The organism is Halorubrum ezzemoulense DSM 17463 (genome assembly GCF_002114285.1).
Taxonomy (GTDB): domain Archaea; phylum Halobacteriota; class Halobacteria; order Halobacteriales; family Haloferacaceae; genus Halorubrum; species Halorubrum ezzemoulense.
The window spans coordinates 20,343-34,733 of the sequence record NZ_NEDJ01000005.1 but is presented as its reverse complement, the minus strand read 5'-3'; the positions used below and the strand labels follow the sequence as shown (position 1 = coordinate 34,733).

General features: G+C 71.3%; 14 protein-coding genes. 9 read left to right on the top strand and 5 right to left on the bottom strand.

The annotated features are described in order from the left end of the window. Window positions 1-6 precede the first annotated feature (6 nt). Both B9H04_RS02755 and B9H04_RS02750 read right to left on the bottom strand, forming a co-directional pair. The gene (locus tag B9H04_RS02755) at window positions 7-1,377 is read right to left on the bottom strand and encodes an isochorismate synthase (RefSeq protein WP_049929335.1); all 1,371 of its coding nucleotides are present in this window, start codon (window positions 1,375-1,377) and stop codon (window positions 7-9) included. A 106-nt stretch (window positions 1,378-1,483) separates the two neighbouring features. Further along, entirely contained in the window at window positions 1,484-2,098 is a 615-nt protein-coding gene (locus B9H04_RS02750; RefSeq protein WP_049929334.1) for a sulfite oxidase-like oxidoreductase, read from the bottom strand. A gap of 254 nt (window positions 2,099-2,352) precedes the next feature. Here B9H04_RS02750 and B9H04_RS02745 point away from each other — a divergent pair, with 254 nt between their 5' ends. The 3 genes from B9H04_RS02745 (at window position 2,353) to B9H04_RS02735 (ending at window position 4,965) form a co-directional block, all read left to right on the top strand. Further along, window positions 2,353-2,568: a DUF7120 family protein gene (locus B9H04_RS02745; protein WP_049929331.1), complete on the top strand. Its 216-nt coding sequence runs from the start codon at window positions 2,353-2,355 to the stop codon at window positions 2,566-2,568. Window positions 2,569-2,662: 94 nt separating this feature from the next. After that, window positions 2,663-2,941 (top strand): UPF0058 family protein, encoded by a 279-nt coding sequence (locus tag B9H04_RS02740; protein ID WP_008442749.1) that lies wholly within the window; start codon window positions 2,663-2,665, stop codon window positions 2,939-2,941. A gap of 104 nt (window positions 2,942-3,045) precedes the next feature. Continuing rightward, a complete protein-coding gene (locus B9H04_RS02735; protein ID WP_049929330.1) occupies window positions 3,046-4,965 on the top strand; it encodes a rhomboid family intramembrane serine protease in 1,920 nt (639 codons plus the stop codon). Between the two features lie 37 nt (window positions 4,966-5,002). Here the strand turns inward: B9H04_RS02735 and B9H04_RS02730 are convergent, their stop codons facing one another. Both B9H04_RS02730 and B9H04_RS02725 read right to left on the bottom strand, forming a co-directional pair. After that, the gene (locus tag B9H04_RS02730) at window positions 5,003-5,626 is read right to left on the bottom strand and encodes an METTL5 family protein (RefSeq protein WP_049929329.1); all 624 of its coding nucleotides are present in this window, start codon (window positions 5,624-5,626) and stop codon (window positions 5,003-5,005) included. Between the two features lie 3 nt (window positions 5,627-5,629). Continuing rightward, window positions 5,630-6,028 carry an apurinic/apyrimidinic endonuclease family protein gene (locus B9H04_RS02725; protein ID WP_049929328.1) on the bottom strand — a complete coding sequence of 133 codons (399 nt, stop codon included), beginning with the start codon at window positions 6,026-6,028 and terminating at the stop codon, window positions 5,630-5,632. 335 nt (window positions 6,029-6,363) lie between these two features. On the opposite strand from B9H04_RS02725, the gene B9H04_RS02720 reads away from it, so the two are divergent. From B9H04_RS02720 to B9H04_RS02705, 4 genes are all read left to right on the top strand, one after another. Then, the gene (locus B9H04_RS02720) at window positions 6,364-7,317 is read left to right on the top strand and encodes a transcription initiation factor IIB (protein ID WP_006113981.1); all 954 of its coding nucleotides are present in this window, start codon (window positions 6,364-6,366) and stop codon (window positions 7,315-7,317) included. 96 nt (window positions 7,318-7,413) lie between these two features. Continuing rightward, window positions 7,414-7,848 (top strand): universal stress protein, encoded by a 435-nt coding sequence (locus tag B9H04_RS02715; protein ID WP_049930070.1) that lies wholly within the window; start codon window positions 7,414-7,416, stop codon window positions 7,846-7,848. Between the two features lie 33 nt (window positions 7,849-7,881). Continuing rightward, window positions 7,882-10,032 carry an AMP-binding protein gene (locus B9H04_RS02710; RefSeq protein WP_049929327.1) on the top strand — a complete coding sequence of 717 codons (2,151 nt, stop codon included), beginning with the start codon at window positions 7,882-7,884 and terminating at the stop codon, window positions 10,030-10,032. Window positions 10,033-10,093: 61 nt separating this feature from the next. Beyond that, the gene (locus tag B9H04_RS02705) at window positions 10,094-11,242 is read left to right on the top strand and encodes an acyl-CoA dehydrogenase family protein (protein WP_085682428.1); all 1,149 of its coding nucleotides are present in this window, start codon (window positions 10,094-10,096) and stop codon (window positions 11,240-11,242) included. A 7-nt stretch (window positions 11,243-11,249) separates the two neighbouring features. Here the strand turns inward: B9H04_RS02705 and B9H04_RS02700 are convergent, their stop codons facing one another. After that, complete coding sequence (locus B9H04_RS02700) at window positions 11,250-11,924, bottom strand: MBL fold metallo-hydrolase (protein WP_085682427.1); 675 nt, start codon at window positions 11,922-11,924, stop codon at window positions 11,250-11,252. Window positions 11,925-12,071: 147 nt separating this feature from the next. On the opposite strand from B9H04_RS02700, the gene B9H04_RS02695 reads away from it, so the two are divergent. Both B9H04_RS02695 and B9H04_RS02690 read left to right on the top strand, forming a co-directional pair. Beyond that, the gene (locus tag B9H04_RS02695; RefSeq protein ID WP_085682426.1) at window positions 12,072-13,928 is read left to right on the top strand and encodes a MutS-related protein; all 1,857 of its coding nucleotides are present in this window, start codon (window positions 12,072-12,074) and stop codon (window positions 13,926-13,928) included. After that, window positions 13,921-14,376: a hypothetical protein gene (locus tag B9H04_RS02690; RefSeq protein WP_049929323.1), complete on the top strand. Its 456-nt coding sequence runs from the start codon at window positions 13,921-13,923 to the stop codon at window positions 14,374-14,376. The genes B9H04_RS02695 and B9H04_RS02690 overlap by 8 nt, the downstream gene beginning before the upstream one ends. The last annotated feature ends 15 nt before the right edge of the window (window positions 14,377-14,391 follow it).

Genomic DNA, 14,391 nt, shown 5'->3' with positions numbered 1-14,391 from the left:
GCGGGGTCAATCCGCTGCGTCGCCCTCCAGCTCGTCGAGGATCGGCCGGTACTTCAGCTGGACCTCGTCCCACTCGCGGTCGGGGTCGGAGTCGGAGACGACGCCGACGCCGGCGAACAGCGTGGCTCGACGGCGGGTTCCGACCGCGGACCGGATCGCGACCGCGAACGCGCCGTTGCCGGCGGCGTCGATCCAGCCCACCGGCGCGGCGTACCAGCCGCGGTCGAACGGCTCTGTCTCGCGGATCGTCGCCAGCGCGCGGTCCGGCGGGAGCCCGCCGACCGCCGGGGTGGGGTGGAGCGCCTCGACGAGTTCGAGGACGTGTCGGTCCGCGTCGAGCTCGGCGGTGATCGGCGTGTGGAGGTGTTGGACGGTCGCGAGTCGTCGAACCCGACGCTCGCCCGCGGAGACCGACGCGGCGAACGGCTCAAGCTGGTCGCGGACCGTCTCCGCGACCAGCTCGTGCTCGTGAACGTTCTTCTCGTCGTCGAGGAGCTCGCGCGCGAGCCACTCGTCCTCGCTCGGCGTCTCGCCGCGGCCGGTCGTCCCGGCGAGCGCGTCGGTCTCGACGGTCCGCCCCCGCAGCGAGACGAGTCGCTCCGGCGTGGCGCCGAAGAAGGCGCTCTCCCCCGCGGCGGGCTCGAACCAGTAGCGGTGGCAGTCGGGGTACTTCTCGGCGAGGCGTTCGAGGGTGGCCGCCCGCGGGAAGTCGGCCGCGAGGTCGGCCTCCAGCGCCTGCGCCAACACCACCTTCTGAAGGTCGCCGTCGGCGATCCTGTCGACCGCGGCGCCGACGCTCTCGCGCCACGCGTCGCGGCTCGTCGTCCGGCGGCTCTCGCGGATCCCCGGGCGAGGGGGCCGGGAGCCGGCGGCCGCGGTCGGCGACCCGGCGTCGACGGCGTCGAGGGCGGCGAACCGGTCGACCTCGCGGGCGAGCCGGTCCTCGACGGCGTCGACGCCGGCGTCCGGCCCGACCGCGTTGACCGTGAGCCACGCGCCGTTGTCGGCGTAGGTCAGCTGGACCCGCGGCAGGACGAACCGGGCCTCCGGAAACGGCGCCCACGGCTCGCCGTCGCAGGCGCCCTCGTGGAAGGCGAACCCGCCGAACACGCGGGGGCGGGCCGCCTCGGTGCCGGCGTGGACGTCGCCGGACTCGAACAGCTCCGTCGCCGACTCGCGGATCGCCGCGAACCGGTCGCCCCCGGACGCGGTCAGCGTCGCGGCCTCGCCGCCGCCGATCACCAGCGCGTCGTCCGGCGCGCTCCACGTCGTGCGCGGGGTGGGAAGCGCCTCGAACGCCGCCGCGAACGCCGGCTCGACGACCTCGGTGGTCCGGCTGACCAGCGGCGACGACGACCGCGAACGCGCCTGTTCCATGCGTATCGAGTCGGGGACGTGGACCCTTTATCCTGACTATCGGGGCGGAGGACCGGGGGAACTCGGGCGACGACGCGGACGGGCCGAGCGCGACCCCGGGGGGCGCTCAGCTGTAGCGCTCCTCGTTCCAAGGGTTCGCCGTGTCGCTGTACCCCCGCTTCTCCCAGTAGCCGAGTTCGGGCTCGGTGAGGAACTCGACGCCCGAGACCCACTTCGCGCCCTTGTACGCGTACTTGTGCGGCGTGACGACGCGGATGGGGCCGCCGTGGTCGGCCGGGAGGTCGTCGCCGTCGTAGCCGTAGGTGAGCTGGACGCCCGGCTTCGTACACTCGTCGAGCGGGAGGTCGGTCGTGTAGCCGTCGAGCGCGTGGAACATGACGTGTTCGGCGTCGTCGCGGACGCCGGCGCGCTCGGCGAGGTCGGCGAAGGAGACGCCCGTGAACTCGCAGTCGAACTTACTCCAGCCGGTCACGCAGTGGAAGTCCTGTCGCTGGGTGACCGACGGGAGGTCGCGGAACTCGTCGAGCGAGAGGGAGAGCGGCTCCTCGACTGCGCCCCACACCTCGAACTCGAACGTCTCCGGGTCCCACGAGGGCGTCCCGCTCTTCGAGAGGACCGGGAAGCCGTCCGTCTCGCGCTGGCCCGGAGGGAGTCTGTCGTCGCCGTACTCGCGGTAGAGGTCGGTGAGGTCCTCGGCCGCGTCGACGCCGGAATCGGTCATGAACCGCCGTTCGGCCCGGACCGACGTATGAATGTCGCTCTCAGAGGACGCGCTGGGGACCCGCGAGTGTCGCCCTCGAACGGCACGGACGCCCGGCGGCGAGACACCGGTACCGCTCGGCGGGGGATTCGCACAAACCTAACCGACCTTCAGCAGATAAAAAATGAGCTTTCGAGTCTCTGCTTTGAGTTTTCATATCTCCGGATCTGCGACGCCAATTTTATATACGCCATGCCACAAGACCCGGACAGCAAATGCCACAAGTGAAGATAACCGTGCCGGAGCATCTGGAGATGCAGATCGCCCAGATGGTCGAGGAAGGAGAGTTCCTCAACCGCGAGGAGGCGGTCGAGGAGCTGTTGTCGACCGGCATCAAGGCGTACAAGACGAGCGGCCCGCGAGACGACGACGACTCCAACGGGTTCGAGGACGAGGGGATGATGGGCCACGAAGACGAGTACGTCTTCTGACCGCGCGGCTCCCTCGGTCAAGGTCTCCGGGGCGCAGAACCGTGCGTACCGCCCTCAACAACGCTTAAAGGGCCTACGACCCGTATCCGTGGGTATGCACAAGGACGAGCTGCTTGAGCTTCACGAACAGATGGTGACGATCATGGAGCACTTCCGCGCGCAGGAGACGGTCGACGGGTCGCTGTTCGACCCCTACGACGAGCTCGAAGTCGACCCCTCCCACGTCCACAAATCGAAGAGCGAACACAAACACGCCGTGTTCGTCCTCGGTAACGCCTTAGCGAACGCGATGAGCGAAGACGAGTTCTCGCCCGCCGGCCGCGTCGGCAAGCGGATGGAGGAGCTGGCCGACGACGCCGAGAACAAGATCTGACCCGTCGGACGCTTTCGCCCGCCCGCTCGACCTCGCATTACGCCCGACCCCGTACCGCGCTCGACCCCCGTTATTGATGTGTGCGCGGCCCCGTCGAACCTGACATGGTCGCGGACGCGCTGGCGTCGGACGCCGTCCACCTCGCCGCCGGCGGCGTCGCCGTCGCCGTCGCGCTCGCCGCGGTGTTCCTCGCGGATCGACGAGGGGCCGACTGGACGCGGACGCTCCGCTCGCGGCTCCTGCTCGGTGTCCCGTGGGGGACGCTCCTCGTTGTCGCCGGCGTGATCGGAGTGTACCTGTTCGTCCAGTCCGGAATCGACGACCCGAACCGACCGGTCGTGATCCCGTTCCGGTCGTGGTCGTACTTCTACCCGGAGGGGCTCGTCTGGTCCAGCTTCGCGCACGCGGGCCGCGGACACATCACCGGGAACCTCCTCTCCGCGCTCGTCGCGGGGAGCCTCGCGGAGTACGCGTACGGCCACTTCCCCGAGGGACGCGAGGTCGGCGACCGGGAGCGGGCCGCCGTCCGGTCCCGCCGACTCCCGGATCGCCTGCGAGGTCTCCCGGGTCGAGTCCGTGAGATGCCGAGTCGGGCCCGACGGCTACCGAGCCGGATCCGCGCCGTCGAATCCCCCGGCGAGAACCCCTACGTCCGTGCGTTCCTGATCGTCCCCGGCGCGGCGGTCGCGTTCGGCCTCGTCTCCGCGCTGTTCGCGTTGGGGCCCGTGATCGGCTTCTCCGTCGTCGTGTTCGCGTACTGGGGGTTCGCGCTCGTCACGCGTCCCGTCGCCGCGGTCGTCGCCACGACGGGAACGGCGCTCGTCGGCGTCGTCTACGACGCCCTCCGGACGCCGGTGGCGTTCGCCGAGGCGTCCCCATCCTACGGCGCCCCGGGGTGGGCGAACGTCGCGATCCAAGGGCATGCGCTCGGGCTCATCGGCGGCGCCCTCGTCGCCGTCGTACTCCTGCGGCGGCGGCGGACTCGAGGGGGGGACGACGGAAAACGCAGCGAGGACCGCGACGCGGGCGCGACCCCCGGTCGGTGGCGGTTCCATCCGAATACCGCGCCGGACCACGACGGGTCGCGCGCGGACGCGTCGGAGCGCACCGCGCTCGTCGTCTTCGGGGCGCTCCTGCTGTTCGGCGCCTCGCGTCGGCTGTGGGCGGTGTACTGGTACCTCGGCAACGAGCGGTACGAGCTGTACCGCGCGGTCGGCGTTGGGCTGCTCGCCCTGCTGGCCGCGATCGTCGCCGTCGCGGCCGCCTCGCGCGACGACCCGCTCTGGCCGTCCCGAGCGGTGCCGAAGCCCGAGACGCTCAGAGACGGGATCCGGTCGTCGACGCCGGCGGCGGTCGGACTGGTCCTGCTCACGGCGGCGCTGGCGGCCGTCGCGGGGCCGGCCGTCGTGCCGAACCTCGTCACGGTCGAGGACGGCGACCTCCCGGGCAACCCGATCGAGGTCGAGGGGTATCAGGTGACCTACGCGGAGAACGTCGAGGACCGACTCGTGGGCGTCGTCGACGTGGAAGCGTTCGGGCGCTCGACGTCGGTCAACACGTCGGGGGTGATCGTCAGCGACCCCGACCGCGAGATATGGACGACCGCCGTCTCGAAGGGGAACCTCGCGTTCTGGGGGTACCGCGCGGTCGACGTGGGGGGCACCGGCTGGCGGGAGACCGTCTGGGTTCAGCGGGTCGGCTGGGTCGCCGCGAACGGCGGTCCGGCGTACCGGGTCGACGTGGTCAGGAACGAGACGAGACGGACGCTGTTCACGAGCGACCCCGCCCGGGCTGAGCCCCGGATCGACGGGCGGAACGTCGTCATCGCGGCCACGCCCGACGGGTTCGAACTGACGGTTGCCGGCGGCAGCGGGAACAACGTCACGGCGCCGCTCCCGGCCGCGAACGAGACCGAGACCGTCCGCGGGATCACGTTCGTTCGCGAGGGCAACGCCGTGTTCGCGCAGCGCGGCGAGACGCGAGTGCGGGTCGCACAGCGGGAGCGGTACGAGGGACGGCGGTAGCCCGCGCCGGCGGGCCGGGAAGAGAGCGTCCGGCCCCCTACGACCACTCGATCCGGTACACTTCGGTGTCGATGTCGCGCGCCTCGTCGGTGTGGTGATCAAACTGTGCGTCGATCCGGAACTCGGCCGCGAACGCGTGCGTCACCTCGCCGCCCTCGTCGGCGGCGAACGCCTCGACGAACTTCCGGCTACCGGCGTTGTGGACCGAGTAAGAGACTTCGGCGAGGTCGCTCGCGACCGCGAGGAACTCCCGATCGGCGTTGCGGTTTCCGTCCTGTGCGCCGAACGGCGGGTTCATGACGACGGTCGCGGGCTCGGAGACCGCGAGCGGCGGGCGGGTCGCGTCGCCGCGAACCCAGTGGACCGGCGCGCTGGCGGCGACGCGGCGCTCGTTCCCTCGGGCGGTCGCGAGCGCGCCCCCGTCGAGTTCGAGGCCGACGACGCGGGCGGGGCCGCGAAGCGCCGCCGCCAGCGCGAGCATCCCCGTGCCGGCGCCGAGGTCGAGCACGGTCCGCCCCTCGACGTCGCCGTGGAGGTCCGCCAGGTGGACGACGTGGGCGGCCAGCTCCGGCGGCGTCGGGTACTGTTCGAGGGCGGCGTCGGGGCGCTCGAAGCCGGCGACGACGCCGAGCTTGGTCGCGAGCGAGCGCTTCGTCGCCATCGGTCAGGCGCCGCCGGCGTCCGCGCCCACCCGGACGAGTTCGACGCCCTCGCGGTCGGCCCGCTCGGCGAGCGCCGCGAGCGCCGTGCGGGCCTCTTCGCGAACTTCGCCGGTGACGCTGACCTCGATCCGGCCGGCGCCGAGGAACGCCGCGGCGCGGAGGAGCCCGCGCAGTCGGTCGACCTCGCGCTGTCGCTCGAGGGTGCTCTCGGTGTCGAACTCGGCTTCGGCGGCGACCGCGGCGGGCTGGTAGCCGCGGGCCGCGAGCCCCCGCTTGAGGTCGCGGAGGTGCTCGGGCGCGGTGCTGTCGAGGTCCGCCGCGTCGATGACGACGGGATCGACGTCGGCCGGGCGACAGCCGCGAAGCGTGCGTTCGACGCCGGGCGGGGAAGTCGTACTCATACACGCCTATTGGTATAGGTTATACAAAAATCTTCTTGAATGTTTAAGAGTAATAAACTTGGGCACCGGGGGTAAGACCGACGGAGCTGGCGAGAGGTGGGCGTCAAACGACGCCCGAGGCTCGACCGGGGCTCCGTCCACGGTCACGTTTCGTGCGTCTCGGTGCGGGTGGCCGGGCGACGGTAGGGCAGCCATCGATGTGTATTCTGTTCGCTAATCTGCTATTAATCCCTCTCTAACGTCCGAAAACGCGATTTTACGTCGGTTCGAGAACCGTCAGGATCGATGATAGGGGTGGACAAGGCTTAAATGCGCGACTGACCAGAAACCTTTTAATGGAACGTCCGAGTCGCCAGCGGCAACAGGAGCGGGACACGGAGCAGGAAACGGACGAATCGACGGTCTCCTGTCCGGAGTGTGACTCGGAGAACATCGTCACCGACGCCGATCAAGAGCTCGTCTGCGAGGACTGCGGGCTCGTCTTGGACGAGCGGAACATCGACCGCGGGCCGGAGTGGCGCGCGTTCAACCACAACGAGCGGCAGTCGAAATCCCGGGTCGGCGCGCCGATCACGGAGACGATGCACGATAAGGGACTGACGACGACGATCGACTGGAAGGACAAGGACGCGTACGGGCGGTCGCTCTCCTCCGAGAAGCGCTCGCAGATGCACCGACTGCGGAAGTGGCAGGAGCGGATCCGGACCAAGGACGCGGGCGAGCGCAACCTCCAGTTCGCGCTCTCTGAGATCGACCGCATGGCGAGCGCGCTCGGCGTTCCCCGGTCGGTACGGGAGGTCGCCTCGGTCATCTATCGACGCGCGCTCAACGAGGACCTCATCCGCGGCCGCTCCATCGAGGGCGTCTCCACCGCCGCCCTCTACGCCGCCTGCCGGCAGGAGGGCATCCCCCGGAGCCTCGACGAGGTCGCAGACGTGTCGCGGGTTCCGCAGAAGGAGATCGGCCGGACGTACCGCTACATCTCCCAGGAGCTCGGCCTAGAGCTGAAGCCGGTCGATCCCAAACAGTTCGTCCCCCGGTTCGCGTCCGCGCTCCAGCTCTCCGAGGAGGTCCAGTCGAAGGCGACCGAGATCATCGATGTCTCAGCCGAGCAGGGGCTGCTCTCCGGGAAGTCCCCCACCGGTTTCGCGGCCGCCGCCATCTACGCCGCCTCGCTGCTCTGTAACGAGAAGAAGACCCAGCGCGAGGTCGCCGACGTGGCGCAGGTCACCGAGGTCACCATCCGGAACCGGTACCAAGAGCAGATCGAAGCGATGGGCTTCCGTTAGGCGGTCGGCCGGTCGAGACCCCGGAGTTCGTCCCGTCTCGGGATCTGAACAGTTGGATCGGGTTTTTAATCGCTACCCGCTGTAGCGGGGAGTGTGATGTACTCGGATGTCCTCGTTCCGACCGACGGCAGCCCGGCGTCGGACGCCGCGATCGAACACGCGATCGACCTCGCAGATCGGTACGACGCTCGCCTCCACGCGCTGTACGTCGTCGACGGCGCGGCGTACTCCAGCCTGGAAGCGGGCGCGGAGATCGTCGTCGAGGCGCTCGAATCGGAGGGCGAGGAGGCGACGGGACGCGTGGCGGACGCCGCCGCGGACGCGGGCGTGGAGTGCGTCACCACCGTCGCGTCCGGCACCGCCTACCAGTCGATCCACGACTACGTCGACGAGAACGACATCGACGTGGTGGTGATGGGGACCCACGGCCGGAAGGGGCTCGACCGTTACCTGCTCGGGAGCGTCACCGAGCGGGTCGTCCGCACCTCGGACGTTCCGGTGTTGACCGTGCGACAGCCGGCGGATGAGTAGCCGCACGGCCTCGGGCGAACGGGGGTGACACCGATGCGCGACTGGCTCTCTCACCGCGTGGTCTCGTCGCCGGACGGGACCGCCCTCGTCCGCGCCGAGGACGGCGAGGCGTGGAGCTACACAGACCTCGACCGGCTCGTCGCCGAGACGGCGGGGCGACTCGTCGCGCACGGACTGGGCGAGGGCGACCGGGTCGGCGTGCTCACGCCCCCGTACGTGGGCACCGTCGGCCTCGTCCACGCGACGATGCGGATCGGCGCCACGTTCGTCCCGCTCGGCGAGGAGCTGACCGCCCGCGAGATCGCCGCGCGGATCGACCGGACCGACCTCGACGCCGTCGTCTGCGCCGAGCCGACCGAATCGACCGCGACCGCCGCGGTGTCCGAGATCGAGGGCGTCCCCGTTTACTCCGTGGACGACCCGGCGGACGCGGACGTAACTGGGATCCACGACGTCGATCCGGCGTCGCTCGATCCCCCGGAGTGGTCGTTCGAGGACCCGCTCTGCGTGCTGTTCACCTCGGGGACCACCGGCGAACCCAAGCCCGTCCCCCTGACCGCGGGCAACGTGTACAGCTCCGCGGTCGCCTCCGCGTTCCGCCTCGGGGTCGAGGCCGACGACCGCTGGCTGGTGTCGCTGTCGCTCCACCACATGGGCGGGCTCGCGCCGGTGTACCGGTCGGTGCTGTACGGGACGACCCTCGTGTTACGCGAGGGGTTCGACGCGGGCGGCACCGCCGACGACATCGACGCCTACGACGTGACCGGCGTCTCGCTCGTCCCGACGATGCTCCGGCGGATGCTCAACCGGCGGGGGACGCTGTCGGACTCGCTTCGGGTGGTCCTGCTCGGGGGCGCGCCAGCGCCGGCGGAGCTGTTGGAACGGTGCCGCGACTACTCGATCCCCGTTTACCCGACGTACGGAATGACGGAGGCCGCGTCGCAGATCACGACCGCGACGCCCCGACAGACCAGAGACCGGATCGGCACGGTGGGAAAACCCCTGTTCGGCACCGACGTGACCGTCGTCGACGGCGGCGACCCGGTCGACCCCGGCGAGACCGGCGAGATCGTCGTCAGCGGGCCGACGATCACTCCGGGGTACCTCGTCGAGGACGGCGGCGACCCGGACGCGGTCGACGGTGCGGGCGCGTCGACCGCCGATGCGGTCGAGGGGGGCGACGCGTCCTCCACCGGGTCGGTCGGCGTGAACGGGATCGAAACAGCGGACCTCGACCGCTCCGATTTCGGCCCGTACGGACTCCGAACCGGCGACGTCGGGCGGTTCGACGAGGACGGCTACCTCCACGTGCTCAACCGCGTCGACGACCGGATCATCAGCGGCGGCGAGAACGTCGAACCCGGGGAGGTCGCGGACGTGCTCCGGGAGTACGACGACGTCGACGACGTGGCGGTGGTCGGGCTCGACGACGAGGTGTGGGGCGAGCGCGTCGCCGCGCTCGTCGCCGTCGGCGACCAGTTCCGGTCGGCGGCCGCCGACCCGGCCGTCGACGACGCGGTCCCAGAGATCGATCCCTCGGTGACCGACGGGGAAGGCGACGGCGCGGACGGGGGCGACGCGGAGAGCGAGGCCGCGATATCGGCCACCGGGGCCGGATCCGTCGGTCCCGCGCCGATCGACGAGGCGGCGTTCGTCGAGTTCGCCCGCGAGCGGTTGGCGCGGTTCAAGATCCCCAAGACGATCGCGTACACTGCGGAGCTGCCGCGGACGGTCTCGGGGACGGTCGACAGGGAGGCGACGCGCGCGCTCCTCCACGAACACGGGGCGGACCCGCGCGGGAACCCCGACCTCGAGACCGCGGGGTTCGAGCCAGCCGACCCCGCGGAACCGCCCGCGGAGTCGGACGCGGCGGGGAACGAGTCGGACGCCGCGGAGCCTGACTCGGACGACCGGCCAGCGGGGGGCGGCGAGGCGGACGACGCTGCGGGAGGAGTGAACGACGCGGGCGCGCTCGAAGGCGGCACGGTGGCCGACGGAGAGCCTTCGTCGGATGCGACCGAGGGAGACGAGGTCGCGGCCGGATCGGAGGGAGTCACGCGACGCGACGCGGAGGTGGGCGGCGACGAGGACGGCGACGTGGAGACAAGCGGCGACGAGGACGGCGACGCGAGGGCGGGCGCTGACGGAGAACGCAGCGACACGGACGCGGTCGACGACGCGTGAACTCGCCCGGAGTTCTTCGTTGTTCCACGAAGGTTTTGTCCACGGGGTCCACAGGGTCGGGATGGAGTTGCTCGACGACAGCATCGTGCCGGAGCGCGCGCGAGACGTCAAACAGGAGGCCCGCGAGTTCGCCGACGAGTACATCGCACCGAACGCCGAGTCGTACTACGACACCGGCGAGTACCCGTGGGAGGTGCTCGAAGCCGGGATGGACGCCGGGCTCGTCGCGCAGGACATCGGCGAGGAGTACGGCGGGAAAGGGTTCGACCTCGCGCAGGTGCTCGCCATCGCGGAGGAGTTCTACCGCGCGGACGCGGGCATCGCGCTCACCCTCCAGCTCGCCAGCTTCGGCGCGGAGATGGTCGAGGACTACGGCACGGAGGAGCAGAAGGAGAAGTACCTCCGGCCGGTGGCCGAGAACGAACAGCTCTCGGGGCTCGCGGTGGCGGAGCCGCAGACCGGCTCCGACCTGGCGGGCATGACGACGAAGGCCGAGAAGGTCGAGGGGGGCTACGAGCTCACCGGCGAGAAGTACTGGGTCGGCAACGCGGTCGAGGCCGACTGGCTCACCGTCTACGCCAAGACCGGCGAGAGCGACGACCGTTACTCGAACTACACGCTGTTCATCGTCGAGACGGACTCCGACGGCTACGAGGCCGAGCACATCCCCGAGAAGATGGGGATGCGCGCGTCGAAGCAGGGCCACATCGTCTTCGAGGACTGCTTCGTCCCCGAGGAGAACGTCGTCGGCAGCGAGGGCGGCGGGTTCTACGCCCTCGCGGACTTCTTCAACCACGGCCGCGTCATCGTCGGGGGCCACGGACTGGGCCTCGCGGCCGCGGCCATCGAGGAGGCCGAGGCGTTCATCGACGAGCGCGAGGCGTTCGGCCGCACCATCGACGACTTCCAGGCCGTCCAGCACACGGTCTCGGACATGCGGATCGGCTTCGAGTCGGCGCGCGCGCTCAACTGGCGCGCCTGCGAGAAGGTCGCGAACAGCGAGGACGCCGGCTACTGGGCCGCGCTGGCGAAGACCAAGTCCACCGAGGTCGCCACCGACTGCGCCGAGAAGGGGATGAAGCTCCACGGCGGCCGGTCGAACCTCACCGAGCGCCGGATCGCCCGCGTCTACCGCGACGTGCGCATCCCGGTGATCTACGAGGGCGCCAACGACATCCAGCGCAACCTCATCTACCGGCAGTCGCGCTAGGCGGCGTTCAGAGCGTCGCCGCTAGCCGGCGCAGCGCCTCGTCACCCCCCGAGGCGAGCGGGTCGCCGTGCCCGACGCAGGCGACGTCGAACGCGGGGGCGCGCTCCGCGAGCGACCGGACGCTCGCCGCGACCGCGCCCGTGTCGTAGCTTATCACCCAGCCGGACTCCGTCAACTCGCCGTCGGACTCCGAGACGAGGTCGCCGAGCAGCGCGACGCCCAGTCCCTCGCTGACGTAGGCGACGTGGCCGGGCGTGTGGCCCGGCGTGTGGTACGCCGTGAACGAGCCGATCGCGTCGCCGTCGCGGACGCCGACGATTTCGAGTTCCGGGAGATCGGTGACGAGTCCGCCGAGCCGCTGTATCAGCCCTTTATGATTCCCGAGAGGGGGGGTCCGATAGCCCCGCAGCAGTTGCGCGTCGAAGCCGTAGGCGTGGACCGGCGCGTCGAGCTCCGGCGTCAGCGCCGCCAGCGTCCCGACGTGATCGAGGTCGTAGTGGGTGAGGAGGACGCGCCCGATCGCCGAGAGATCGACGCCGGCGTCGCCGAGGCCCTCTCGGATCGCGCCCTCGTCCCACGGCGTCCCGGCGTCGACGAGCGTCGGCACGTCGTCGAAGACGAGGTACGCGTTGACTCCGCCGCAGTCGAGTCGCCAGACGCCGTCCGCGATCTCCGTGGCCATGGCCGCGAGTAGGAGTCAGCGCGGTATGAACGCTGCCGTGGCGGAACCGACGGCGAGGGGACGGAACTCGCGCCGACGCTCTCGCGGGGTCGCCGTCGGCGACGCGAGCGACGAAAGCGCCAAGATGCCGGGGCCACACCACGGGGTATGCGACTCCAGGACTACTGGGGGATCGGGCCGAAGACGAGCGAGCGGCTCGCCGAGGCCCGCGGGACCGAGCGGGCGGTTGAGGCGATCGAGTCGGCCGATGTCCGCGCGCTCGTCGACGCCGGGCTCCACCGCGGCCGCGCGACCCGCATCCTCCGCCGGGCGAACGGGGAGGCCGGGATGGACGTGCTCGCGACTGGCGACGCGCGCTCGGTGTACGACGACCTCCTCGGGCTCGCGGCCGACGCGGCGTTGACCGCGCACGCGGCGGACCGCATTCGGGTGTTGACCCCGCTCCTCGACCGCGACGCCGTCGAGGCACGATTAGATCGGGTCGTCGCCGCCCGCGACGCGTGGACCGACCTCGACGAGGCGGACCGGGAGTCGGTCGCGGACGCGTTCGACGCGTACGACGAGGCCGCCGGCTCCGACCTGGCCGCGGTCGAGACCGCCGTCGCGCTCCGCGAGGCGGGGTTGACGGCGGGACCGTTCGCCGACATCGGCGCGCTGGACGGGGACCGCCTGCGCGACGCGGCCGACGCGCTCGCCGACGTCCGGGGGTCGATCGACCCCGCCGGCGGGCTCGACGGTGACGATATCGAGATCGCGGCGGGCGCGGACGCGGAGCTGGACCGGCTCCGCGAGCAGCTGTCCGCGGCGCGCGACCTCGCCGACTCCGCGTTCGACGTGCTGGAATCGGTCCGCGACGGGAGCCTCCGCGACTTCGAGGCGCTGGAGGCGGCGACGATCGACCACGTCGCGAGCGAGACGGGCGTCGAGCCCGCGACGGTCCGGGCCGCGTCGCCCGACGAGGCGCTCGACGCCGCCGACTTCGTCTCCGGGACGCTGCGGGACCTCGTCGTCGAACTCGAAGCGGCCGTCGAGGAGCGTGAGGCCGCCGTCGCGGCCGACATCCGCGAGCGGCTGGGCGACGAGTCCGCAGGGAGAGACGACGCGACCGCCGGCGGCGGCGACGGAGCGGACGACGGCGGCGACACCGCCGTCGCCCGCGCCGCGTCCGCCGTGTCGGACGCCGCCTTCCTGCTGTCGCTCGGGCGGTTCGCGGCGGAGAACGGGCACGTCCGCCCGACGCTCGTCGACGACGGCATCGCCGTGCGCGGCGCGCGGAACCCGTTCCTCGGGGGCGACGTCCAGCCGGTTTCGTACGGCGTCGGCTCGCACTCGCTCGCTGACGCGTCGGGCGTCGCGAGCGCCGACGCGCCGCCGACCGGCGACCGCGTGAGCGTCCTCACCGGGGCGAACTCCGGCGGGAAGACGACCCTCCTCGAAACGCTGTGCGCGGTGGCGCTGCTCGCATCGATGGGGCTGCCCGTGCCCGCCGACGCGGCCGAGGTCGGGACGTTCGACCGGATCGTCTTCCACCGCCGACACGCGTCGTTCAACGCCGGCGTGCTGGAGTCGACGTTGAAGTCGGTCGTGCCGCCGCTGGTCGCGGACGGTCGGACGCTCATGCTCGTCGACGAGTTCGAGGCGATCACGGAGCCGGGCCGGGCCGCCGACCTGCTGAACGGGCTGGTGACGCTCACGGTCGACCGCGGCGCGCTCGGCGTCTACGTCACGCACCTCGCCGAGGACCTGAGTCCGCTGCCCGAGGCCGCACGGATCGACGGCATCTTCGCGGAGGGGCTGACGAACGACCTGGAGCTCCGCGTCGACTACCAGCCGCGGTTCGAGACGGTCGGGAAGTCCACGCCGGAGTTCATCGTCTCGCGGCTGGTCGCGAACGCGGGCGACCGCGGCGTCCGCGCCGGCTTCGAGCACCTCGCGGGCGCGGTCGGCGAAGAGGCCGTCCAGCGAACGCTCTCGGACGCCGAGTGGGCGGCGAACGATGACTGAAGAGTCGGCGGACGACGCGGCCGGTCCCGACCGGATCCGGTCGATCGCGGTTCACCGCGAGGACGTGGCGAACGCGCTCGAGGCCACGCTCCGGAGCGACCGCGAGGTCGTCCTCCGCGCGACGCCGCCGTTCTCCGGGCGGATGCGCGCACGGCTCCACGCGCTCGACGCCGGCGGGAATGGAGGCCATAACGGGAACGGTGGTTCCGACGACGCACCCGCGCCGCTCCACATCGACCCCAGGGACCTCGTCGCGGACGTGCCCCCGTACCCCGAAGTCGACGACACGGCCGCCGAACTCCCTGACGCCGACCTCGAAACGCGTCGCGAGCGACACGCCGAGAGCGTCGAGGCGTGGCGCGAGACCGTGCGCGAGCGCGTCGGTTCGACGGTCGAGATCGAGGTCGACGGCGGGGTCCGCAGCGTCGACGTGAACGCGCTCGGGTGAGCCGAGCCGGAGACC